This is a genomic window from Rhodopseudomonas palustris (assembly GCF_003591005.1).
In the GTDB taxonomy this organism is placed as follows: Bacteria; Pseudomonadota; Alphaproteobacteria; order Rhizobiales; family Xanthobacteraceae; genus Rhodopseudomonas; species Rhodopseudomonas palustris_K.
The window spans coordinates 100,141-124,132 of the sequence record NZ_QYYD01000015.1 but is presented as its reverse complement, the minus strand read 5'-3'; the positions used below and the strand labels follow the sequence as shown (position 1 = coordinate 124,132).

The following is a 23,992-nucleotide window of genomic DNA, read 5'->3' as shown; positions in this document are numbered from 1 at the left end:
TGCACTAGTTTCTGATATATCGCCAGCAGGTCGTCTTGAATTGACAGGTCATATTGCGACGTTCGATCGTCCACGCGACCGGCGGTAGATTCACGTCGTGTTTTTGATACGGTCCGCTCGGAGCGCGACCACGGTGCGGACCAAGCGGAAACAGATAGTATGAACAGTGATATTTCCTTCAACATCTCGATGACGACGCCCGCGATCTATTCCTGGCGCCGTGCGCTTACATTGCTGTTGGCGCTCGCAAGCGGCCACGCCTTGGTGGTGCTGGCGACTGGTATCAGCAGCCCGCTGCTCGATCTGCACTCGTTTCGACAGACCCAGACGGCCCTAAGCGCTTACACCATCTTGAAGGGCGGCCCCTGGCTCGCCTACGAGACTCCGGTTCTCGGCTATCCCTGGTCGGTCCCGCTCGAATTCCCGATCTACCAACTGCTGTGTGCCGCCCTCGCCTGGGCGGGGCTGCCGCTCGATGCCGCAGGCCGGTTGGTCGGGTTCTCCTTCTTCCTCGCGGTGCTGCTGCCGCTCGCCCTGCTGTACAAGACCGCCGGCTTTGGTCGGGCGACCTATCTGGTGACGGCGATTCTCTATCTCACGTCGCCGCTGTATCTGTATTGGAGCCGGACGTTTCTGGTAGAGTCATGCGCGCTGTTCTTTTCGGTGAGTTGGCTTGCACTCACGGCGCGCTACCTGGCGACGCCGAACCGCTACTGGCTCCTCGCCGCAATCGTTTGCGGAAGCCTCGCGGCGCTAGCGAAGTCAACGACATTTCCAACCTTCGTGGTGATCGGCGGAATTCTGACGCTGATCCGCCTTTGGGCGTCGTTCCAAACAGAATCCTACGGCCGTCTGCTCAGGATGGCGACCTTCACGATCGCCAATCTGCTGCTCCCGCTGGTCGTCGGCATCCTCTGGGTGCGGTATTCCGACCACGTCAAAGCTGCCAATCCATATGGACAACTGCTGACGTCAGAGGTGCTGACGAGCTGGAATTTCGGCAGCTTCGGACAAAGACTGGGGGCAGTGCTCTGGCTCGACACGGTCCGCGACCGTGTGGTTCCGGAGGTACTCGGCCGTTTTGCGCTGGTGGCAGTGATCGTATTGGGCGCGACGCTGACGAACCGACGCACGCTGGCGGCGACCGGGCTGGCCATGATCGGATTTGCAGTCCCGTTCCTGGTGTTCACCAATCTTCACATCATCCATAACTACTACCAATATGCCAACGCGATCTTTCTGATCGCGGCCATCGGCTTCGGTCTCGGACAGATCTACAATTCGTCCCAACGGGCGATCGCGGTCGGACTGACGGCGGTGATTGCGATTGGCCAGCTGTCGCTTTTCTACGACCGCTTTGCTCCGTTCATCACACGCGATTACAGTCAGGACACCGTGCTGCGGGTCGCACAATTTGTCCGCGAGACGACCGACGAAGGCGGAGCCTTGATCGTCATCGGGACCGACTGGTCCTCCGTCATCCCGTATCTGTCACAGCGGCGATCATTGGCGGTGCCGTCCTGGACCCCGAAACCGCTGATTGAAGGCACGTTGAAAGATCCGCAGCGCTTCCTCGGCGACGCCCCGATGGTCGGCGTGGTGTACTGCGCCAGCCAACTGTCGGCCTATAAGGAGAACGCCGAGCTGGTGACGGCGTTCATCAGGGGGCGCGAGCGGCTGTTCGAATCCGGCGGGTGCGAATTTCTGTCACCAGGCCGGCTGTGACGCCAGGCCCGCCACGTAGCGGCCGTAGGCGCTTTTGCCCATGGCGGCGCCGAGCCGCAGCAGTTGCTCCCGGTCGATGAAGCCGGCGTTGAACGCCACCTCCTCAGGGCAAGCGATGCGAACGCCCTGGCGCTTTTCCAGCGTCGCCACGAACTCCGCCGCTTCGAGAAGGCTGTCCGGGGTGCCGGTGTCCAGCCAGGTGAAGCCCCGCCCCATCCGCTCGACCGCAAGCTGGCCTCGGTCCAGATAGACCTGGTTGAGATCGGTGATTTCCAGCTCGCCGCGGGCGGATGGCTTGATATCGGCGGCGATATTCACGACCTGCTCGTCGTAGAAATACAGGCCAGTGACTGCGAAGTTGGATTTGGGCTGGGCCGGCTTCTCTTCGATCGAGGTGGCTTGGCCTTGATCGTCGAACGCCACCACGCCATATCGCTCCGGATCGGAAACCCGGTACGCAAAAACGGACGCGCCGTGGCGCCGGGCGGTGGCGTTGCCGAGCAGTTCCGGAAGGCCGTGGCCGAAGAAGATGTTGTCGCCGAGGATCAGCGCCGACGGGCCGCCTTGGACGAATTTCGCCCCGATGATGAATGCCTGGGCCAACCCTTCAGGCTTCGGCTGCTCGGCATATGACAACGACAGGCCCCACTTGCTGCCGTCGCCGAGCAGCGCCTGGAACAGCGGCAGATCGTGAGGCGTCGAGATCAACAGGATCTCGCGAATCCCCGCCAACATCAGCGTGGTCAGCGGATAGTAGATCATCGGCTTGTCGTAGACCGGCAGCAGCTGCTTGGAGGTCACCAACGTCATCGGAAACAGACGCGTGCCGCTTCCTCCCGCCAGAATGATACCTTTCACGACAATCCCCTCCTATTGACGCAGCAGACGGTCCAAACAATCATCCAGCGATTTCGCCATCGGCGGAAGATGGACACCGAACATCGAATTCAATCGCGCCGTCGACAGCCGCGAATTGGCCGGCCGCGCCGCTGGCGTGGGATAATCCGCGGTGGTGATCGCATCGACGGGCACCGAACGACCGCCTCGCTCGGCAGACCCAGCCATGATCTCGCGGGCGAATCCACACCAGGTCAGCGCATCGGGACCGCTGAGATGAGTCACGCCGGCGAACTGCGAATCCCAGCCCGACCCCGCCCAACGCCGCGCCACAGCGACGATCGCATCGGCGATGTCCGGTGCGTAGGTCGGACATCCCAGCTGATCATCGACGACGCGAAGCCGGTCGCGCTCCGCGGCAAGCCGCAGCATGGTGCGCACGAAATTGCCGCCGAACGGCGCGTACACCCACGCGGTGCGCAAGATGATGTGCCGCGGGTTTGCCGCAGCGACCGCCTGCTCGCCTTCGAGCTTCGACCGGCCGTAGATACCCTGAGGCGCCACCGCGTCGCTCTCGACATAGGGGCCCTGTTTGGCTCCGTCGAAAACGTAGTCGGTCGACAGATGAACGATCGGAAGTCCGCGCTCGGCGGTGATCTCCGCCGCCGCCCGCGCACCGTCGCGATTCAGCGCAAAAGCCTGCTCGGGCTCGGATTCGGCCTTGTCGACGGCGGTGTAGGCCGCCGGGTTGACCACGATATCGGGGCGGAAATCGTCGAGGGCCTGGGCAAGCGTTTCCGGCCGCAACAGATCAACCGCCGGCCGGGCGCCGTGCCCGAAGACAATATCGGGGTTTCGCTCCGCTGCCTCGCGCAGCGAGCGCGCGACCTGCCCCTCAGCGCCAATGACGTACAGTCGCATCGGAATCCTCACGCCTTCACAAGGCCGAGGCGCTCGCCGCCATAGACCCGGTCGCGCAGCGGCTTCCACCAATCCGACCGATCGAGATACCACCGCACCGTCTTTTCAATGCCGGTCTCGAAGGTCTCTTGCGCGCGCCAGCCCAGCTCGTTCTCCAGCTTGGTGGCGTCGATCGCATAGCGATGATCATGACCCGGACGATCCGTCACGAACGTGATCAGGTCATGGTGGGAGGTGCTGCCAGGTCGGAGCCGATCCATCCAGGTGCAGATCTGCCGAACGACCTCGATATTCTGCCGCTCATTGCGGCCACCGATGTTGTAGGTCTCGCCGGGCCGCCCTTTGGCCAGAATGATGCCGAGCGCGCGGGCGTGGTCCTCGACATACAGCCAGTCGCGCACGTTGGAGCCGTCGCCATAAACCGGCAGCGGCTTGCGATCGAGCGCGTTGAGGATCACGAGCGGAATCAGCTTTTCCGGGAAGTGATACGGTCCGTAATTGTTGGAGCAGTTCGACACGATCACCGGCAAGCCGTAGGTGCGATGCCACGCCTTGGCGAGGTGGTCCGACGCTGCTTTGGTCGCCGAGTAAGGTGAACTCGGATCGTAGGGCGTCGTCTCGGTGAACAGGCCGGTCTCCCCTAACGATCCATAGACCTCGTCCGTGGACACATGGACGAAGCGAAACTCGGGAGCATCCTTCTTTCGGTCGGAGTTCACATACCGGCGCGCGGCCTCCAGCAAGGTGAAGGTCCCGAGCACATTGGTCTTCACGAAGACATCCGAACCGGAGATCGAGCGGTCGACGTGGCTCTCGGCCGCAAGATGCACCACGGCGTCCGGCTGATGCTTGTCGAAGATCGCCTTGACGGCCTCGGCGTCGCAGATGTCGTGCTGCTCGAACGCATAATGCGAACTCGACGCCACCGGGGCGAGCGATTCAAGATTTCCCGCGTAGGTGATCTTGTCGACGACAACCACATCGTATTGCAGGTCATCGACGAAGTGCCGGCAAACTGCGGATCCGATAAAACCCGCACCACCCGTGACAATCACCCGCATTCACGACTCCCCGATGACAAAATGAAACGCTGCAGCGGCGTCCTGCAAGCGCGGCTGCTTCTTGTCCTTGTCCGAGAGAATAACCTCGGAAGCGGGGATCCGCCAATCGATCGCCAAAGCCGGGTCGTCCCAGGCGATCCCGCGATCGCAATCCGGCGCATAGTAGTCGGTGACTTTGTAGATCACCTCGCAATTGTCTTCCAAAGTGACATACCCATGGGCAAACCCCGGCGGAACCCAGAGTTGCCGCCAGTTATCGGCGGACAGCTCCACAGCAACATGTTGTCCATAGGTTGGCGAACCGACCCGAATATCGACGCCGACGTCGAGAATCGCGCCGCGCGTGCATCGGACCAGCTTGCCTTGCGCATGGGGCGGAGTCTGAAAGTGCAACCCCCGAACGACGCCGCGCTGGGTCGACAGCACATGATTGTCCTGAACGAATTGCACGGGGCCAGCTGCCGCCGTGAACACGTCCGCACGAAACGTCTCCGAGAAAAAACCGCGCTGGTCGCCGTGCTTGTTCGGGGTGACGAGGAGCAGGCCGGGAATGCTTAGCTTTTCGATATTCATGATGTATCCGCGATGATGCCCGCAACATGCGACAAGTGTCGGCCGTAACCGGTTCAGCTCCTTACGACTATCCAGTTCGGCCCAACCGGTCAAATTCGCTAGTTCGGGGCGGCCTTGGCGTTACCACGTCGCCAATCGATCCTCGACGTCGCATCAAGCCGATCCATCCCGCCGCAAATCCCAATGCGACTCCACCGCCGGCCAGGATCTCGGCGTTGTTCAGCATCTGCAATTTGAGCCAGTTCGTGGTGCCCCGCAGCCTGCCCTTCATCAAGGTTCGGTCCAGCCGGGCGCGATCGTCGATGTCGGCGGGGCGAATTGCATCGGGAAGTGCCTGCCGGATCGTCGGATCCGATAGCAGCTCGGCCAGCCGCTCCGGCACCGGATAGGGGACCGCCTGCTCCGCCTTGCCTTGCAGTTCCGCCAACTTTCCGGTCTGCAGATACGCCAGAACATGCTGCTGCTGCTCGCGCCCCAGTTGCCCCTTGCCGAGCACTGCGGGAAGCGACAAGACCACCGTGTTCCAGATCAAGCCGGAAAAGACGATGCAGAGCCAGCCGACCATCGCCAACATCGTGACGGCTCGCGCTCGCCTGTGCACCATCCAGTTCGACGCAAGTAACAGGATCGCGAAATTGATCGGCAATCCGACGACGATGAGGTCGAGATAACGCGGTGAGGTGGCAAACGCAGCACGACCGTAGGCCAATGATAACGACTGCGCGAGCAGCCAGATGATGAAGCCGAGAACGTACCAGTGTGGTGATCCGAGCCCAGGCCGCCGAAGCAGTACCGCGCAAACATACACTGCAGCCGGCAGATTGACCCAAAGTCCTAAAATTGGACTGACTCGCGGAAAGGACAGGAGAGCGAGAAACGCGCGAGCAAACTCCGAAAAACTGTGCGCCTTGATGACATCGTGCTGCGGCACGATTCGGATGAAGGCCAACATCACCGCGGTCATCGCCACCAGTACTACAATGCCGACAAGCTCTTTGCGGCCGGTTCGATGCCGGAGCACAAACTGAGCGCCCACCAGGGCCACCGCTGCCGCAGCCGTGAGTGCGCCCGAGGCCATCGAAAAATAGGCAGCCACTGCGCAGAGCGCACTTCCCCACCACACCAGACTGAAAGCCGGGGCGCCTGCAAAGCCTTTCAGCGCCAGCAGTGAAAACATCAAGAGAAAATAAAACTGACTCTGGAAACCAGCCAGCAGATTCTCCCACCCGATCGGCAGAGCGAACAGCAGCGTTGAGAACAGGACGAGGAGGCCAAACTGATCTGGACGAATGATCGGTCGGAGCGCCAGTACGAGTATGACAATCGCAATGACATGCAGCCCCGCATTCACCGCCATCTGCAGGATCGGATCCCAGCCACCGTCGATCTCGAACAAAATCAAGGTCAGTATTCGAGAGATGAAAATACGGTGCTCGTTATGAGACTGGAACAGGTTCTCGAGCGACAGGCTGGAATTCAGGTACGGCTTATAGATCAGATCGGCTTCAGCATCCCATTGATCCCAATATGGCACCGCCGACCCGAATTGGCGGATGAAAAGCAGCTTGACGCCGAACACGATCAGGACGATTGCCGCCAACCATACCAGGCGGGTCAGCCGATCCGCCGATTCCTGCGGACCAAGACGAGCGACGTCGACGGGCATCGTGGGTCCGACCTTTCCTGGGAACGCCCCATCTGTATAGGTTGCCGCGCCCAATGGCGCCGCCTTCAATTGACCGAACTCTGACTATCTGAACGTGAAAACCTTGTGCGCGTAGTAGCTTGTCAATACCGGGCTGCACACTCCGACTGTGTGGGCGATCAGCTCGGAATGGAAGGTCCAGCCGATCATCGGAAACAGCCATTTGGCCAATCCGACGCTGACCAGCCATACCTGCGCCAACGCCACCAGATTGACGAGAAAAAAGCGGAAGTATTGTCCCCAGGCGGAGCTTTCGGCCCGCTCGAATACCAGCAACCGGGACATCACGAACGCAAATGTCAGGGCGATCGGGAAAGCCAACGCGACGGCGTATTCGAAAGGTAGAAATTTCGAGATGATCACCCGACTGGCGACGTTGATGGCCGCAGCTGCGCCGCCGACCAGAAGGAAGCGGGCAAAGCGCGAGGTCGAGATCGCTGCGATTGAGCTGTTGGCCGTTCTAATCAAGATCATTTCCGGGCTACGATGAAGAATTGCTTGCCGAGCAGCTTCCACGCCAGTGGAATCCGAAGATACAGCCGGATCATCCAGTCTGCGGTCGGTGTGGAGTTGTTCATTGTATAAGGCAGAAACCGATCGGTCACCACCTCCGGCTGAAAGCCGGCCAGCAGCAGCCCCTCGCTGAGCGAGAGGTGAGATAGCGCGAGGTAGTGGTCGTAATAATCCCAATACTCCTTGTAGGCGTAGCGAATATTCGGCCCGAGCAGCATGATTTTTCCGCCCGGCTTCAGGATTCGCCACACCTCCTGCAGCACGGCGTCGCAGGCGGCCTTGTCCGGCAAATGCTCGAGAAAATTGGAGGTGAACACACGATCGACGCTGTTGTCCGGGATGTGCGACAGATCATAGGCTGGCGTGAGTTTGAATTCGACCTCCGGCGACAATCGCGATGGAGCATCCGGGTTGAGGTCGACGCCGTACTTCTTCGCTGCGTCGATGTGATTGATGAACTCACCGTAGCCGCATGCCAGATCCAGGATGGTCGAGTCCGGCGGCACGTGCTTCTGAAAGAATTCGGCGCAGAGTATCTTCCAGACGCGTTTCCGTTTTTCAAAACCTGTATTCGAGAAGCGGGACCGGTAGATAATTGCCAAATCGTTCATGGAAATTATCCTTTGCTGAAATGCTGCACAACCTATCCATCTTGTGTTGACATGGCCACGACCGCCTCGGCCATCCGCCGTCCGAGCCGAATGCTTTCGGCGACGCCGCGATCCTCGGGGTAATAATAGCAGGTGTCGGCGATCTGCAGCCCGACGATCGGCGTCTGGATCGGGGGCAGCTTGTCGGCGAAATTCGGCTCGCAGATCGGCTGAGCGTAGCGCAGCCGCCCGACTCGCGCGTCGATCCGGTCGGCGTCGGTGACGCTCGGGTTGATACGCTTGATGTAGCCGAACGCTTCGTCGATGAACTGCTGATCCGTCCAGGCCCATTTCGGCCGAGTCACCGGCATGTAATAAGGCACATAGACGATCGTCTCTCCGACCGGCCGCAGATTGGAAAACTCGATCAGACCGGGGATCTCGATATCGTCGGCCACGATGTTGAGCCAGAAATGCGGCGTGACCGACTTGCGCAGCTTGAACAGCAGACACACCACACCGATGTTGTGGATCGCGGCGTATTTGTCCCGCAATGCTTGCGGCAGGTCCGGCACCAGCTGATTGACCAGCGGGATCGGCACGGTGGAGATCACCGCGTCGGCCGCGAATTCCTGGCCGCCGGCTCGCACGGCGCGGACGCTTCCGCCTTCGACGACCACGCGTTCGGCCGGAACGCCGAGGTGAACTCGGCCGCCGGCACGGCGGATGTCGTCGGCGATGGCTTCGACCAGCGTCTCCGAGCCGCCTTCGATGTAGCCGAGCTGCTCCTGAAAGATGGATTTGCGGGAATTGCCGATCCGCTTGATCCGGGTCGCGATCCAGGACGCCGAGACGTGATCGGCGAACTCGTAGAACTTCAGCTCCTGCAGCCGTTTCCACAGCTTGTCGTAGACCGATTTGCCGGATCCGCGCTCGATCCATTGCCGCGAGGTCAGATGTTCGATCCGATCGAAATTGCCGGCCTTGGTGGTGAGGAACATCTGCAAGCCGGTCCGGAACTTCTCGATCAGGCTGAGATGGGGATAGCGCAGCAGCGAGATCGGGTCGCCCCAGCGGTGCACCTGGCCATGGGTGTAGTACGCCATCGACGTATCGGCCCAGCGCATCTTGTCGGCGATGCCGAGTTCGGCCATCAGCTCGAAGGTCGGCGCGTCGGATTTGCAGATGAAGTGATAGAAGCGTTCGATCGAGACGCCTGAGAAATCGAAATGTGCCGCCATGCCGCCGACCTTGTCGTCGGCTTCGATGAGATCGACTTCATGCCCGAGCCGCACCGCGCGCTGCGCGGCCGCAAGTCCCATCGGTCCGGCTCCCAGCACGACGACCCGGCTCATGACGGCGCCTCCTAGAACGACAGGGTGATTTTGGAGAGATCGGGATCGAGATAGGTTTCAGCCAGCGCTTTGCGCAGCGCTGTCGGCTGGACGCCGAACTCCCCCGGCCAGTCGATCACCGGGAAAGTTTCGGGAATGACCAGTGCCTCGAGCTGCCGGGTGGTGAATGGCGGGTTCTTGTCGAGCCGCGCGTAGACCCACAGCAGAGCCCAGAACAGACGGTAGGGAATATGAACGATCCGGGCGCGCGGTTTGACGATGTCGTGGATCAACGCGATCAGGTCGCCGTAGGAAATCTTCTCGAGTCCGGAAATGTCGAAGGTGCCGGTTTTACGGTTCTCGATCGCCGCGACGATGATCGAGACGAAGTCGCCGACATATAGCGGCTGGCGGTCGAACCGGCCATCGCCCGGGATCGGAAACACCGGCGCGCGGTCCATGAAGCGCCGCAACCAGCCGAGATGCTTGCGATCGAACCACCCGAACATCAGGGTCGGCCGCAGTGTCACGTGCGGCACGGCGCTGGCGTCGAACAGCTTTTCCTGCGCGGTCTTCGAGCGGGTGTAGAAGTCGTCGGCGGTGGAATTGACCACCGAGGACGAAATGCCGACAAAATACGGCACCGTGTGGCGTTCGATGGCAGAGAGAATGTGCCGCGTCGCCGTGACATTGTTGGCCTCGAATTCGGCCGCGAACAGCCCGCCGATCTGCGCCTGGTTGATCACCACAGTGTCTGCGCCGCCGAAGCTGTCCGACCACGCGCCCGGCTCGGCGAGATCCGCCTCGATGATCTCCACCCCGGGATGAACCTGGCGGAACAGCGCGACGTTGGCGGCGTGCTTGTCGATGCCGACCAGTTCGACGTCCGGGCGCGCCTTCAGCCGCGCCACCAGATTTTGCCCGACCAGCCCGGCCGCGCCGGTGATGACGACCTTGCGCATATCCGGCTCTAGAAGTTCATCTTGTTGAAGATCGCCGCGGGGATCGCGCGGATGATCGTCATGATCAGCCACCACCGCGCCGGCGCGTAGACCACCGGCCCGCCTTTATCTGCGGCCTTGCGGACGACAGCCGCGACGGCCTCCGGCGTCGCCCACAGCGGGCCGCCCTTTGCCATGCCGGTGGTCATGGCCGTATCGGTCGGCCCCGGCTTGACGATCACCGCACGCGGCCCACGGCCGCGGAAGCGGTGGTCGATGCCCTCGATCAGCACGGCAAGGCCGGCCTTGGCTGCCCCATAGACGTAGTTCGATCGCCGGCCGCGATCGCCCGCTACCGAGCCGAGCACCACCAGCGAGCCGCGGCCCTGCTGTTCCAAGACATTCGCGGCCGCGAGCGACCAGCCGGCGGCCGAGCGGAAATTGACGTCGAGGATCGCTTCGGCCGCAGCGAGGTCTCGCTCTGCGAGAGCTTGATCGCCCAGCACGCCGTAGGCGAGGATGACATGATCGATGCCGCCGAGCTTTGCGACCATGCCGGCAAGCGCTGACGAGGGCTCTGCAGACACGAGATCAAGCTCGAAGATTTCGGTTTGCCCGGCGCCACGCGCGGCCAGATCGGCGGCGATGCTGCCGAGACGTTCGGAATTGCGCCCTGCCAACCCGATGACGGCCCCCTCGGCGGCGTAGAGTCTCGCCGTCGCCTGGGCGATGCCGGAGGCCGCTCCCAGCATCAGCACACGTAGCGGTGTCTGTGTTGTCATAGCTGCATCCGACGCCAGAATGTCGATGACATTCCTGGATCCATATGAGGTGTGAAGTGATCGAGCGCCGGGTAGCCGGCCTTGAACATGGCGGGCGGTAGCCGGCCATCCTTGGCGGGGTAAAGACGCCCCCCGGCTTCTCTGACGATCGCGTCGAGCTTGTCAAGAAGTGACAGGGTCGGCGCGCCCCGGTTCGCGAAGTCCAATGCCAGGGTGGTCCCCTGCATCGGGAACGACAACAGGCCGGGCGACGGCACATCGCCGAATGTCTTGAGCACGGCCAGAAACGAGCCTTGGCCCGCCGCCGCGATCGTTTGAAGCATTGCCGTGGTCGCCGCTTCGGCAACGCTGGGCGGAACGACGCTCTGATATTGGTAGAAGCCCCGCCGGCCGTAGAGCCGGTTCCAGCCGCCGATGGCATCCAGCGGATAGAAGAACGGATCGTAGCCGGCGTTGGCCTCGCGGGGCCGCCCGGCGATCCGGTAGTAAGCCTCGTTGAAAGCCGACAGCGACAGGCGGTTCAGCAGAAACCCCGGTGCTTCGATCGGGACCGACGGACCGGTCTTCGTGCTGACGCTGAGTCCGCCATCCCTGCTGTGCCGAGCGCGCGTAAAGATACCGCGTCCCAGCTTGTCCCCTTGGGCCAGGCAGTCGATCCAAGCGACCGTGTAGTCATGCGAGGTTTCGCTTTCCGCCGCCAGCGCGAAGAACTCCGACAACTTACCGAACGGTATGGTTTGCAGATCAATCCGCGAACTCGTGATCGGCATCAGGTCGAGCGTCACGCGGGTGATCACGCCGGTCAGACCAAGGCCGCCGATGGTCGCAGCAAATAGCCCACTGGCGTCATCGCGGTCGACGACGTTCTCCGAGCCATCGCTCCGCATCAGTGCGAGTTGCCTCACCCATCGGCCGAATGTGCCGGCGCGATGGTGGTTCTTGCCGTGAACGTCGTTGGCGACCGCGCCCCCCAAAGTGACGAACTTCGTTCCCGGAGTGACCGGGAGAAAAAACCCGGCAGGAATCGCCACCTGGAGGATCTCATCGAGCGACACGCCCGCCTCGGCCTCGATCACGCCGTGCTGGCGGTCAAACCGGATCAGGTGATCGAGACCGGGCATTTCGATCACAGAGCCATCGCCGTTCAGGCAGCTGTCGCCATACGACCGCAGCTTCCCCACCGCCAACAGGCCGTGACCATTGGAGACGCCTGTCCGGATCAGATCGCCGAGTTCGTCCCGAAAGGCCGGATGCGCGACCCGCATCGCCAAACGAGGCGTACGCCCCCACGACAGCAGGTCGGACCGTGGCGCAAATCCCGTCACAGGGCCAACACAATAGCAACGGCGACGCAGACGCCGAGCCCAAGGCAGACGCGGTCGCGCAGCGCGAATGCCACCGGGTCGTCCGTCATCCGCCCGCGATGGGACAGCCCCCAGATCCGGCAGATGAACAGGAAGATCGCAATTGGCGCCACCCACAGCCATGCCGGGGTATTGTAGACCTGCCTGGCGAACACCTCTTCGACCAGGTAGATGACGACGATGACGATCGACGCCATCCCGGCAGCCGTGCCGAAAGCCAGCGTCAGACTCTCGTCGCCGGCCTGGTAGCCCCGGCCTTCCAGCTTCTTCATGTCATGCTCTGCGGCCCGTAGTATCTCAGTATGGCGTTTGGCCATCGCCAGCGAGAAGAAGAAGAACATCGAGAATGTCAGCAGCCAGGCCGATGGCGCCAATTGGGCGGCCGCAATTCCGATCAAAATTCGCGTCGTGAACAACAACGCAATGATGAAGGTGTCGAACAGCGGAATTCGTTTCCATCCAAACGAGTATCCGAGCGTCACCGCAACGTAGAACAACACGCAAACGCCGGCGAGCGGGGCGACCAGAAGAATTGCTGCGCATGCGATCGGCAGCAGAACGCCAACGGCCAGCAGTCCGTCGCGAACCGGGATTGCGCCGGACGCAAACGGTCGCCGCCGTTTCGACCAGTGTCGGCGGTCCGCCGTCAAGTCCGCCAAATCGTTGACCACATAGGTCAGCGACGCAACGACGCAGAGCAGCCCCATCACGATCAGCGTCGTCAACAATGAGGTCAGCGTGACGTCGCGCCAGCCGAGCGCCAAGGGAACCAAGACGATCAGGTTCTTGGCCCATTGATGCGGACGCAGCGCCCTGAGCCAGGCCGTCCGCGGCGCCGGCCTGTCATCAAAGCTGCACTCCACTGGAATACCGGCATCCACGACTGCGGCCCGGACCGACATCGCCGGCGCGACCAGGATTGCGGCGCGAGCGGCTTTCCACACCGGCAGATCTGCGGCGCTGTCGCCAGCGTAGACAAATCCTTCCGGAAAACGCGCCGCCAGATGCGCAGCTTTGTTGATGCCCTTCAAGTTCAGACCCGGCTCTGTTCCAGTCGCCGAATTGAAAATCTGGAACCGTTCGGCGACGCGCGACACGATGGTCTGATCCGCCGCAGACACGAGGTGCAGTTCCCGTCCCATCGCGGCCTGTTCAACGAGGTAACCGAAGAGCTCCTCACGAACCGGCAGATGCTCGACATCGACATTGGCCAGGCCGGACAGTCGGCGCTTGAACGCCGCCTTGCCGCCGGACAACGCCAAGAGAGCGCCGATCGCTGCCCATGGCCGGGTGAGCAGTCCAGATGCAAACTGTTCGTAAAGAGTATCGACCTTTAACAAAGTATCGTCGAGATCCACCACTAAGGGAAGAAGCCGAGTCGGGCAGCATGAATCCATCGTAGACTGCTCGTTTTGCTTCTACGGTCAGCGCAAATGATCTGTCACGCGAGCCGTTAATAAAGTTGGTTTAGACAATAACTTGAAGTCTGGCTCGATCGACGCGTACTTCGGTTTTAAATCCAACAGTCGGCAGCGATTGCCAGTCTCTCATTGCAATAAGCATGGCAGGACTAAGGCCGTCAAACCCTACGCTGATGCAGGGCACCGGGACAACCGACAGATGTGCCAGATTTGGATCAACCACGTCCGCCATTGACCGATGAGGATCCGCACACTAGACCGCGACCAAGAACCATCCGCTCAGAAGCAATTCGACCACTGTAAAAGATTGTCTGGTAGGAGCGAAAAAGCTTAGAAGCCATTGCGCGATCTGTTGACGAAATCGAATTGGAACAGTGCTTTTTGAGACATCCACTATTTGACCGTCTGACTGGTCACCATAAGGGCGCCGCTGACGGGTGATATTTCGGTTCGGAAGTTTGATCACCAAACTCGTCTGCTGTGAGCAGCCCAGAAAACACCCAGCAGCTTCAAGGCTCGCGAGCCGAATACCAGCACCGCTCGCGCGTCGGAGATAGATATGTCTAACGCCGATCACGATGCAACCGAACCAGTCACCGGAGAAGCAGTCTCGAGGCTCCAACGGACCGAAGAGAGCATCAAGCGGCTTGGAAGAAAGCTTCCGGCCCCCGCCAAACAAGCGATTAGATCGGTTATCGGACCATGTTACCGATTAGCAAAGCGGCAGCTTCGACCGATTTTGGGTTCGATCAAAGGGCGGCGCAAGCGACCAAGCGCGACGCTCTATGATCAATGGGTGCACGAATTCGATACATTGACCGACAAAGACCGTCGACTCATCCGCGCGCATATCAATCGGCTCGGCTACAAGCCGCTGATCTCCATCGTCATGCCAGCCTACGAGACTCCCGCTGGATTGCTGGAGCGATCGATCGACAGCGTTCGCGCGCAACTTTATCCAAATTGGGAGCTCTGCGTCGCGGACGATGCCTCGCCCTCTCCGCACGTCTCTGCGATTCTCGCCCGCGCTTCCGAGAACGATCCACGGATCAAATGGACACGGCGGGCAACTAACGGCCACATCTCCGCCGCGTCGAATTCGGCGCTGGAGCTGGCGACGGGTGAGTTCGTCGCGCTGATGGATCACGACGATCTGTTGCCGGAGCATGCGCTGTATGAGGTCGCGGTCAGCCTCAACGACAATCCGTCACTGGATATGATCTACAGCGATGAAGATCAGATCGACCAAGAAGGGCGCCGCATGACGCCCTACTTCAAGACGGCCTGGAATCCGACGCTGATTCTCGCGCACAACATGGTCAGCCATTTGGGAGTCTATCGCCGCACGCTGCTGCAGCGCGTCGGCGGCTTCCGCGAAGGCTTCGAAGGAAGCCAGGACTACGATGTCAGCCTTCGCTGTGCCGACGCCACCAAGCCGGATCGGATTCATCATATACCGGCGGTCCTGTATCACTGGCGACGCAAATATGGTGTTGCTTCCTTCTCCGAAAGCAACCTCAAGCAATGCTCCGAAGCGGCATTGCAGGCAGTCAGCGAGCATCTCCAACGCAACAACGAGGTCGCGACGGTGGCGGCCGATCAGAAACTGCCGCAATGGATTCGCGTGCGCCGCGCGGTGCCGCAGCCGGCGCCGTTGGTGTCGTTGAGCGTTCCGACCCGGGATCAGGCCGACCTGTTGGCGATGTGCGCCGATGGGAGTCTGCATCGAACAGACTATCCGACGTTCGAACTCCTGATCGTCGATCATCAAAGCGTCTCTCCCGACACCATTCGGCTCCTTGCCGAGTTGCGGCGCGATCCCCGGGTCCGCATTCTGCGCTTCGAAGGCCCGTTCAACTACTCCGCCATCAACAACATGGCGGTGAAGTCGGCACGGGGTTCGATCATCGGCCTGATCAACAACGACATCGATGTCATCAATCGCGATTGGCTGTCGGAAATGGTGTCGATCGCCGTGCTTCCCGGAGTTGGCGCCGTCGGAGCGAAGCTGTTGTATCCGGACGGCCGGCTGCAGCATGGCGGCGTCGTGCTCGGCGTGGGAGGCGTCGCGAACCATTTCAATGTCGGGCTGGGTCGCCACGACGTGGGATATTTCGGCCGCAATCTGCTGGCATCCGACGTCTCGGCGGTCACCGGCGCTTGTTTAGTGGTGCGAAAATCGGTGTTCGACGAAGTCGGTGGCTTGAATGAAGAGGACCTGCCGGTCGCCTTCAACGACGTCGACCTCTGTCTTAAGATTCTGGCGAAGGGCTATCGCAACGTGTGGACCCCGCATGCGGAGCTCTATCATTATGAATCTGCCAGCCGCGGCGCTGAAGACACTCCGGCCAAAGCGGCGCGGTTCCGCCGGGAAGTCGACTACATGCAGCAGACGTGGTCTGCCGCGCTGGCGCACGATCAATTTTACAGTGACAATCTGACGATTGCGATGGTGAACCCCTTTGGTCTTGCCTTTCCGCCCCGGCGGCGAAAGCCGTGGATGCGATAGCACTGTCGATTTTTTGGGCTGCGGAGCGATGTTTCGGCGGACGATCCGTGGCGCAAGGGCTTCGCTGATCTGTTGCGCAGGGGCGGTTTATGTTATCCCTTGACAGGAACCGGCGGTCGTGGCGTTGACAGGCGGACTTCTGCAGCTGTTGCTGTCCACAAGTGATAGCTCGCCGCTATCAGCTTTTGCATAGACCCGGTGCTTCCCCTTGAAAACACACCTAGAATTCGATCGCGCCGACCTCCTCGCGGAGGCTCAGCCTCCGTCACCGGTTCACGTGATGGTGCAGGATCTGATCAGCGGCCTGGCGTTGTGGCCGCTCTGGGTTCGGCTCGGCTGGAACGACATCCTGCAGCGCTATCGCAGGTCTCTGCTGGGGCCGTTCTGGCTGACCGCCAGCATGGCCATCATGGTGGTCGCGCTGGGCATCCTGTACAGCGAACTGTTCAACGTGCCGATCCACGATTTCCTGCCCTATCTATGCGTTGGATTGCTGGTCTGGACGCTGACTGCCAGCTTCGTGACCGAGGGTGGCACATTATTCACGGGCGCCGAATCCTACATCAAGCAGATTCGCCTGCCCTACTCCGTCTATGTCTACCGTTCGACGTGGAGCAAGTTCGTCATCTTCCTCCATAATTTCGTCATCTATTTCGGCGTGTTGCTGTACTTCAAGCTCTGGCCTGGTTTCACGGCACTCTGGGCGATCCCCGGTCTGCTGCTCTTGATCCTGAACGGTAGCGTCCTCAACCTGTGTATCGGCATCGTGTCGGCGCGGTTTCGCGATATTCCGCAGGTGGTCAACTCGGCGATTCAGATCGTCTTCTTCATCACGCCGATCTTCTGGAAGCCGGAACTGCTGAAATCCAAGACGTTCATCGTGGACTTCAACCCGTTTTTCCACCTGATCGAGATCGTGCGGGCGCCGTTGCTCGGCAACATGCCGACGCTGAAGAACTATCTGGCCGTACTGCTCATCACCATCATCAACTTGGCCATTGCCGGAGCAGTGTTTTCCCGCTTCCGCGCCCGCATCGCGTATTGGGTTTGATCGCCATGAAAGTCGCTCCGATCCGCCCGGCCGTGGATGCCGAACTGACGCTTCGCAACGTCAGCGTTTCGTTTCCGATCTATCATGGTGGGTCGCGGTCGCTGAAAAAGAGCATCCTGTTCCGCGGCTCGGGCGGGCATCTCGCCACCGATGCCAACCAGCGGATCATGGTCGAGGCGCTGCGTGACATTTCGTTTCAGCTGACGGCGGGCGACCGTGTCGCGCTGATCGGCTCGAACGGAGCGGGCAAGACCACCCTGCTGCGGGTCCTCGCCGGGATTTACGAGCCGGTGTCGGGCACTGTGACGACGCGCGGTCGGATCTCCCCGATGTTCGACATCGCACTTGGTATCGACAGCGAAGTCAGCGGATACGACAATATCCGCCTTCGGGGCATGATTCTCGGTCTGACCGCCAAAGAGATCGAAGAGCGTATCCCGGACATCATCGAGTTCACCCAGCTCGGCGATTATCTCGACCTTCCGGTCCGAACCTATTCGTCGGGCATGATGACGCGCCTGACCTTCGCGGTCGCCACGTGCTTCGCACCCGAAGTGCTGCTGATGGACGAGTGGATCATGGCGGGCGACGCCACCTTTCTCAACAAGGCACAGACCCGCATTCAATCGTTCGTGGAGAAGGCGAGCATCTTGGTGCTGGCGTCGCACAGCATCGAGACTTGCCGGCGTTTCTGCAATCAGGCGATCTGGATGGATCAGGGTCGCATCAAGGTTGCCGGTCCGATCGACGAGATCCTCGACGCCTATACTGCCGAAATGGCCAACTGAGCGCCGGGCTTGCGGCAGTGAACGCGAGCCAGCAACGTCGAATTGGCATGTTGATCGGACGCGCGGTCATCAGCTGCGGCCGATCCGCTCGATCGCACGAGCAGAGGCATCCCGCGCGAAGCGGGCGTCCGGCAACCGCATGACAGTCGATTGGAGCGCGGTGTGAGCCAGTTCAAGGACTTCGCCAGATCGGTCCGATCCTCCTATTACATCGCACAGGACGCCGTCATCCGGCCGGTTGCCCGGGCCTGGCGGCGTCGCAGCCTGATCCGCGAAACCATCTTGGGTGACGCCTCGGCGACCGGGGCCCGTCACGCGGCCATCTATGTTCATTTCGACCGCGATGGCCTGGTCCACGACTACGTCCTATACCAGCTCCGCGAGCTGGCTGCGGCAGGCTTTAGCGTCACCTTCGTCACCAACTCGCCGAGTTTTCCCGCCGAAAGCCGAATGCGGGTCGCGCCGCACTGCCATTCGATGTTGTGGCGGTTCAACACCGGCTACGACTTCGGCGCCTACAAGGACGGCATCGCAGCGGTGGGCGACCTGCGGGAGCTCGATGCGTTGGTTCTGATGAACGACAGCGTGTACGGGCCATTTTCCAACCTGGCTGAGATGTTGTCAGCGGTCGATCGCAGCCGCGCGGATTTCTGGGGCATCGTCGACAACTGGGAGCTTCGCTATCACCTTCAGTCATTCTTCCTGATGTTCCTGCCGACAGCGCTACGTTCGAAAGCGTTTGGCGGGTTCTGGCAGGCGATGCCTTACGTCGACAACAAGGACTGGGTCATCCGCAACGGCGAAGTGGGATTGACGCAGGCGCTCGCGGCGCAAGGGCTGCGCGGCGCTGTGCTCGCGCCATATTGGTCTGTTGCCGAAGCCATGAAGGACAGGCTGGCGGATCGCGCGATCCGGCAAACGGCCAGCGACCCTTCGCACAGCCTGCAACGATTGCAGACCATCCTGCTGCAGGGCCGTCCGATCAACGCGATGCATTTTTTCTGGGATACGCTGATCACCGATTACAAATGCCCGTTCATCAAACGCGAATTGCTGCAATCCAATCCGACCGGGATGCCAATCGCGGCATGGCGCGACGTCATCCGGTCTGCGAGCGCGTATGACGTGACGATGATCGACGATCATCTGCGCTCTCTTGCCGATCGCCGCGACTGAAGTCGGAGCACGGCTGGGACCGCGGCCTCAGATCCGCCCGAGCAAGGCGCCGAGATAAAGACCGATCGTTTCCACAAGACCTTGCCGGTAGACACCCGCGCGCCACAGCAGATAAGGCCGCATCAGCAGACCGGCACTGCGGGCCTGCGCGAAGCTGTCCAGCACCCGCACATTGTCGGGGTGCAGCAAATGCCGGACGCTGCTCAGCGCCGCGATATTGATCGCATTCCAGCCGATCACCCGACCGCCGGCAAATGCCATGAGGCGAACCAGGCGCGCGCGCAAGCCGATGTTGGAGCCGACCAGATTCTGCCCGTGCTGCCGATATTTCAGGCTCGGCCATGGATCATAATGGGCGATCCCGCCCGCGCCGGTGATCAACTGATAGGCCCACCAATCGTGAGACACCAACTCCACATCATCGGGCGTCTGCGCGAGCAGCCGGCGGGCGGCGTCGTTGAAGACCATGGTGTTCCCGCCACCGATGTTTTGTACCAGCGCGTTCTGGAAGATCGGCGGGCGTCGAAACAGCGGCGATAGCCCGAGCGCGGCCCCGTCGCGAGCGATCAGTTCAGTGCGCGAAAAGTACAGCGCTGGGCGCTCCGGCGACACTGAACGGAACCAGGCGACTGCCCTCGCGAGTTTCTCGGGCAGCCAGACATCGTCCTGATCGCTGAAGGCGAAATAATCGGCGGCGATCTCGCCCCGGGGAATCAGCGACAGGAAATTCCGCCAAAAGCCGCCACCCGCTCCTGCCCGAACCACGACCTGCTGCTCGACCGTCGCAGCAAACGCCTCGACGAGGGCGATGCTGTCGTCTGTCGAACCGTCATCGGAGACGTGCAACTCCCAATTGCGATGGGTCTGCGCTCGAAATGACTCGAGCTGTTCGGCGAGAAACTCGGCCCCGCAATAGGTCGCAAGCAAAATCGCTACTTTTGAGGTCGCGGCCGGCATAGCTTCCACAGATCATCCACCACCAACGCGGCCCATCACGATCCGCGCCGCGTCTTAGACCATTTTGCCAGAGTGCGAAACCGGCGAACACCGCCAAGGCCCGCCAGTTGCGGCCGAATCGATGTCGGTGCGATCGGGACCGATGCCCCCGATGTTGAGTCGACATTCCCGTCATTCTTCTCGTCGCTCGAGACCAAGCGATCGCCGCGGGATCGAGGCTAAAGCTGGCGTGTTTGATGACGTCCATCGACTCTGCAATCCGCCCCGTCGGCATTCGACTATCTTCTATCTCAGCCCCGTTGAGTTCGAGCGGAAGCTGGGAGTAGCTTAACTAGCTGTCGACCGAACCGGCAACAGCCTATTATCGGAATACCAAAACTGTAACGTTGTCAGACATGATTGTATCGCTCTCGATGGTTCAGTCCGAAGCTGATATCATCGAATACTTTGTGAGGTGCAACACCAAGCTGCTCGACCATATGTTTATTGTCCTCAATCCATCGGAGGATGGCACTTGCGAGATTCTTGATGCGCTTGTTCGCGAAGGGCTGCCCATCACAATATGGCCTACGCGCAAGAATTATTACGCGCAGTCAGAGGTTCTCACGTCTCTAGCTAACCGCATAAGAGACCAGTTCAACCCTGAATACCTTTGCCTTCTTGACGCGGATGAAATTTTCTTAACGAAGAATAAGGAGACGTTCAAAGCTTCGCTGGCTCAGATACCAAGCGACACAATCGGATTGGTGCCATGGGTGACGTTTATTCCGCCAAACAATGAGCAGCAGTACGTATTTCAACCGGACCATTGGGAGCATCGGCTAGAACGGGAAGTTGAGCAGTACTATAAGGCAATAATTCCCGGTCACGCCGCTGGAGGGAGCGATATTCTCGTTCCGAATGGACAGCATATCGTCACTCGACCCGACGGGCGGCCGTTCAAAAGCACGATTCTCGCTCATCTGCCGCTCGCCCACCTTCCAGTCCGCTCAAGCCATCAGATACGGATGAAAACTTGCAACGGAATCCTCAGCAAGGGAATTGCCCTCGGCGGATCTTGGATAGGCACGGAGTCATATCAGCGACAAACGGTCCTCTCATATTTCGAAACGCACGATTCCCCCGATATCAGAGATGTCGCGCGGAATTACTTAGCTCGGGAGGCAACCGCCTCAGACACCCCCGAAATCACTTCGGACACTCGCCTGCCTCACGACGTTCAATTGTTTGGGGCCTTGATAAGACAGATGCGACCGGAGTTGCAGTTGCTGCACCGACTCTCGTATTCGGTTTTCCCATTGCCCAATCCAACCGAGACATTGCGCCCCGCTGCACTTTGTGACGATGAGGCGAAGGAAGCGCTACCGCCCGGAACATTCTCGTCGACGTTTTACGCGCAGAACTTGAAATGCGATTGGCCGCCATTCGCATACGTAAGCAGACGCTTTGACCACTCATCCGTTCTAGACGTCGGCTGCGGTCTAGGGGCCGATCTATCCCTGTTCCGCACACTGGGCGCAAAGGTCGTGGGGATTGATGGCGCGCCATGGTCGAGCCATCATTTTATCTCTCCGAATGAGTACATCCAACGCGATCTGGCGAGCACTGAAAAGCTGTGTATCGACCGTCAGTTCAGCCTATCCATCTTTGTCGAAGTGGCCGAGCATCTTCCAGAGGAAGCCGGCCTCAGCATCATTGACGACATCGCGTCCAACACAACCGATGCAATCGTCTTCTCGGCAGCTCAGTTGGATCAGCCAGGCCATGGCCACATAACCTTGCGTGAGCCGGGATTCTGGCTCGACAGATTTCAGCATTGCGGCTGGGGAGTTGACGTACCCGGCAGTTTATCGCTGCGAGCGCTTTCCACGCTTCACTGGTTCCGCCGCAATCTATTTCTCCTCGTCCGGAAGGAGCAGCCTGCACTCTCGGAGCTGCAAGAACTACTTCGCCTTGGTACTCATCGAGACGAAACCGGAGGAAGCCGGTGGCCCACACACCGACCTGGAGAAACTATAATCGGTTTTCCGGGTGAAAAGAGTGCCTTCACAATGACAGGAGAGCGTGAGATTGCCCCAGTGCCTGGAGCTTGTATCGGGGACAGCTCCAAAGACCGATCGAGCTGGGCGTGATGGCTCGTGCCAGGCGCCGGTGAGACCGAATGCTGGCGCCGTGGCCACGGACCTCATGCGCCCTTCCGCGAACGGCGTGACCTCACGCAACTGCTGCCCGCATTTCGACCAATTACCGAAGGCATCGCAAGCCTGGTGCCTCGTCAAATTGCCCGCCGAGGTCGATCATGCTAGTGGACGCATCAACCTACGGAGGCCCGATTGCGAATATTTCCGCTTGTCATGTGTGGGGGAGCCGGCACGCGGCTTTGGCCGGCGTCGCGGGAAGGACGTCCGAAGCAATTTCTCGCGCTGTTCGGCAATCGCTCGACGTTTCAGAACACCATGCTGCGGGTTTCCGACCCCGAATTGTTCGAACGGCCGATCGTCATCACCAATCTGGCGTATCGTTTTCTGGTCCGCGAGCAGCTGGCCGAAATCGGTCTGCAGGCTGATATCTTGCTCGAGCCGGTAAAGCGCGATTCCGGCCCGGCCATCGCCGCCGGGGCAGCGTTCGCCGCGCGGCAGAATCCGGAGGCGGTGGTGGTTGCGCTGGCTGCCGACCACGTCGTGGATGATGACGCCGCCTTCGTGGCGGCGTGCCGCCAGGGCTTTGGCGCCGCAGAGGCAGGCCGTATCGTCACATTCGGCGTTCGCCCCGAGGGGCCGTCGGTCGAGTATGGCTACATCAAGCCTGCCCTGAATGTGGAAGACGGCGTGGCGCCGGTCGAGCGCTTTGTCGAGAAGCCGGATCTGCAGACGGCCAAGCGCTACGTCTCGGAGGGCTATCTGTGGAACACGGGCAATTTCATGTTCCGCGCAGCCACCCTGCTGGACGAATATCGAGCCGTCGACGCCGTCAGCGTCGAGAAGGTCGAAGCCGCCGTCGTCAAGGCGATCGATGACCTCGATTTCCGTGTTCTCGACCGTGCGTCGTTCGAAGCGGCCAAGCCGATCTCGATCGACTACGCGGTGATGGAAACCACCTCGCGCGCGTCGGTGATCGCAGTGTCGTATGGCTGGTCGGACGTGGGCTCCTGGCTGGCGATCTGGCAGCTGTCGGACAAGGACCGCGAGGGCAATACGGCGCGCGGCCACGCGGTGTTCGAGAATGCGCAAAACTGCAACGTGTGGACCGACAAGGCGCTGATCGCGCTCCAGGATGTCGAAGATCTGGTAGTGGTCGCCACGCAGGACGCCATCCTGGTGAGCCGGCAGAACGCCGGCGGCAGCATGAAGACGCTCGTCAGTCATCTCAAGACCGTGGCGCCGAACGTGACCGAGGATCATATCCTGGTCCATCGACCGTGGGGATCGTATCAATCGCTCGACAAGGGTGATCGTCACCAGGTGAAGCGGATCGTGGTCAAGCCCGGCGAGCGGCTGTCGCTGCAAAAGCATCATCACCGCTCGGAGCACTGGATCGTCGTCCGCGGTACGGCTCAGGTCACGGTGGACGATCTGGTCAAGACCATCCACGAGAACGAGTCGATCTATATCCCGATCGGTGCGACGCACCGGCTCGACAATCCTGGCAAGATCACGCTCGAGCTGATCGAGGTGCAGACTGGAAGCTACCTCGGTGAGGACGACATCATCAGGTTCGATGACGATTACCGTCGTACATAGCCCG

At 60.7% G+C, this 23,992-nt stretch carries 20 protein-coding genes and 1 pseudogene; 8 read left to right on the top strand and 13 right to left on the bottom strand.

Annotated elements, in window-relative coordinates; genetic code table 11:
• The first annotated feature begins 189 nt into the window (after positions 1-189).
• Complete coding sequence (locus D4Q52_RS15850; RefSeq protein ID WP_182915333.1) at positions 190-1,725, top strand: phospholipid carrier-dependent glycosyltransferase; 1,536 nt, start codon at positions 190-192, stop codon at positions 1,723-1,725.
• On the opposite strand, the gene rfbA is transcribed toward D4Q52_RS15850, so the two are convergent.
• The 12 genes from rfbA to D4Q52_RS15790 form a co-directional block, all read right to left on the bottom strand.
• Complete coding sequence (gene rfbA, locus D4Q52_RS15845; RefSeq protein ID WP_210210143.1) at positions 1,708-2,589, bottom strand: glucose-1-phosphate thymidylyltransferase RfbA; 882 nt, start codon at positions 2,587-2,589, stop codon at positions 1,708-1,710. The two genes, D4Q52_RS15850 and rfbA, sit on opposite strands and share 18 nt — an antisense overlap.
• Before the next feature lie 6 nt (positions 2,590-2,595).
• Positions 2,596-3,483 (bottom strand): dTDP-4-dehydrorhamnose reductase, encoded by an 888-nt coding sequence (rfbD, locus tag D4Q52_RS15840; protein WP_119857525.1) that lies wholly within the window; start codon positions 3,481-3,483, stop codon positions 2,596-2,598.
• Between the two features lie 8 nt (positions 3,484-3,491).
• Entirely contained in the window at positions 3,492-4,544 is a 1,053-nt protein-coding gene (gene rfbB, locus D4Q52_RS15835; protein WP_119857524.1) for a dTDP-glucose 4,6-dehydratase, read from the bottom strand.
• A complete protein-coding gene (gene rfbC, locus D4Q52_RS15830; RefSeq protein WP_119857523.1) occupies positions 4,545-5,117 on the bottom strand; it encodes a dTDP-4-dehydrorhamnose 3,5-epimerase in 573 nt (190 codons plus the stop codon).
• A gap of 67 nt (positions 5,118-5,184) precedes the next feature.
• Positions 5,185-6,783, bottom strand: a complete 1,599-nt coding sequence (locus D4Q52_RS15825; protein WP_119857522.1) for a hypothetical protein — start codon at positions 6,781-6,783, stop codon at positions 5,185-5,187.
• Positions 6,784-6,867: 84 nt separating this feature from the next.
• Positions 6,868-7,290, bottom strand: coding sequence for a GtrA family protein (locus tag D4Q52_RS15820; RefSeq protein WP_210210142.1), 423 nt, complete (start codon positions 7,288-7,290; stop codon positions 6,868-6,870).
• A 2-nt stretch (positions 7,291-7,292) separates the two neighbouring features.
• Positions 7,293-7,946 carry a class I SAM-dependent methyltransferase gene (locus D4Q52_RS15815; protein ID WP_119857521.1) on the bottom strand — a complete coding sequence of 218 codons (654 nt, stop codon included), beginning with the start codon at positions 7,944-7,946 and terminating at the stop codon, positions 7,293-7,295.
• Positions 7,947-7,978: 32 nt separating this feature from the next.
• Positions 7,979-9,280, bottom strand: coding sequence for an NAD(P)/FAD-dependent oxidoreductase (locus D4Q52_RS15810; protein WP_119857520.1), 1,302 nt, complete (start codon positions 9,278-9,280; stop codon positions 7,979-7,981).
• A gap of 11 nt (positions 9,281-9,291) precedes the next feature.
• Entirely contained in the window at positions 9,292-10,221 is a 930-nt protein-coding gene (locus D4Q52_RS15805; protein ID WP_119857519.1) for an NAD-dependent epimerase/dehydratase family protein, read from the bottom strand.
• A gap of 8 nt (positions 10,222-10,229) precedes the next feature.
• Positions 10,230-10,982: an SDR family NAD(P)-dependent oxidoreductase gene (locus tag D4Q52_RS15800; RefSeq protein ID WP_119857518.1), complete on the bottom strand. Its 753-nt coding sequence runs from the start codon at positions 10,980-10,982 to the stop codon at positions 10,230-10,232.
• Positions 10,979-12,247, bottom strand: coding sequence for an FAD-binding oxidoreductase (locus tag D4Q52_RS15795; protein ID WP_119857517.1), 1,269 nt, complete (start codon positions 12,245-12,247; stop codon positions 10,979-10,981). Before D4Q52_RS15795 ends, D4Q52_RS15800 begins: the two co-directional genes overlap by 4 nt.
• 56 nt (positions 12,248-12,303) lie before the next feature.
• On the bottom strand, positions 12,304-13,743 hold the full coding sequence (locus D4Q52_RS15790) for a UbiA family prenyltransferase (RefSeq protein ID WP_119857516.1): 1,440 nt from the start codon (positions 13,741-13,743) through the stop codon (positions 12,304-12,306).
• A gap of 583 nt (positions 13,744-14,326) precedes the next feature.
• On the opposite strand from D4Q52_RS15790, the gene D4Q52_RS15785 reads away from it, so the two are divergent.
• The 4 genes from D4Q52_RS15785 to D4Q52_RS15770 all read left to right on the top strand — a co-directional run bounded on the left by D4Q52_RS15785 (position 14,327) and on the right by D4Q52_RS15770 (position 19,291).
• Positions 14,327-16,276, top strand: a complete 1,950-nt coding sequence (locus D4Q52_RS15785) for a glycosyltransferase family 2 protein (RefSeq protein WP_119857515.1) — start codon at positions 14,327-14,329, stop codon at positions 16,274-16,276.
• A 280-nt stretch (positions 16,277-16,556) separates the two neighbouring features.
• The gene (locus D4Q52_RS15780; protein ID WP_119857514.1) at positions 16,557-17,327 is read left to right on the top strand and encodes an ABC transporter permease; all 771 of its coding nucleotides are present in this window, start codon (positions 16,557-16,559) and stop codon (positions 17,325-17,327) included.
• Between the two features lie 5 nt (positions 17,328-17,332).
• A complete protein-coding gene (locus D4Q52_RS15775; RefSeq protein ID WP_119857513.1) occupies positions 17,333-18,115 on the top strand; it encodes an ABC transporter ATP-binding protein in 783 nt (260 codons plus the stop codon).
• A gap of 162 nt (positions 18,116-18,277) precedes the next feature.
• Positions 18,278-19,291: a rhamnan synthesis F family protein gene (locus tag D4Q52_RS15770; protein ID WP_119857512.1), complete on the top strand. Its 1,014-nt coding sequence runs from the start codon at positions 18,278-18,280 to the stop codon at positions 19,289-19,291.
• 27 nt (positions 19,292-19,318) lie between these two features.
• Here the strand turns inward: D4Q52_RS15770 and D4Q52_RS15765 are convergent, their stop codons facing one another.
• Entirely contained in the window at positions 19,319-20,248 is a 930-nt protein-coding gene (locus tag D4Q52_RS15765; RefSeq protein ID WP_119857511.1) for a glycosyltransferase family 2 protein, read from the bottom strand.
• 171 nt (positions 20,249-20,419) lie between these two features.
• Between D4Q52_RS15765 and D4Q52_RS27015 the strand changes: the two are divergent.
• The 3 genes and pseudogenes from D4Q52_RS27015 to D4Q52_RS15755 all read left to right on the top strand — a co-directional run.
• Positions 20,420-20,579, top strand: a pseudogene (locus tag D4Q52_RS27015) (IS3 family transposase); the annotation flags it as partial.
• 64 nt (positions 20,580-20,643) lie between these two features.
• Positions 20,644-22,380, top strand: a complete 1,737-nt coding sequence (locus tag D4Q52_RS15760; protein ID WP_119857510.1) for a glycosyltransferase family 2 protein — start codon at positions 20,644-20,646, stop codon at positions 22,378-22,380.
• Between the two features lie 201 nt (positions 22,381-22,581).
• Positions 22,582-23,988: a mannose-1-phosphate guanylyltransferase/mannose-6-phosphate isomerase gene (locus D4Q52_RS15755; protein ID WP_283805667.1), complete on the top strand. Its 1,407-nt coding sequence runs from the start codon at positions 22,582-22,584 to the stop codon at positions 23,986-23,988.
• The last annotated feature ends 4 nt before the right edge of the window (positions 23,989-23,992 follow it).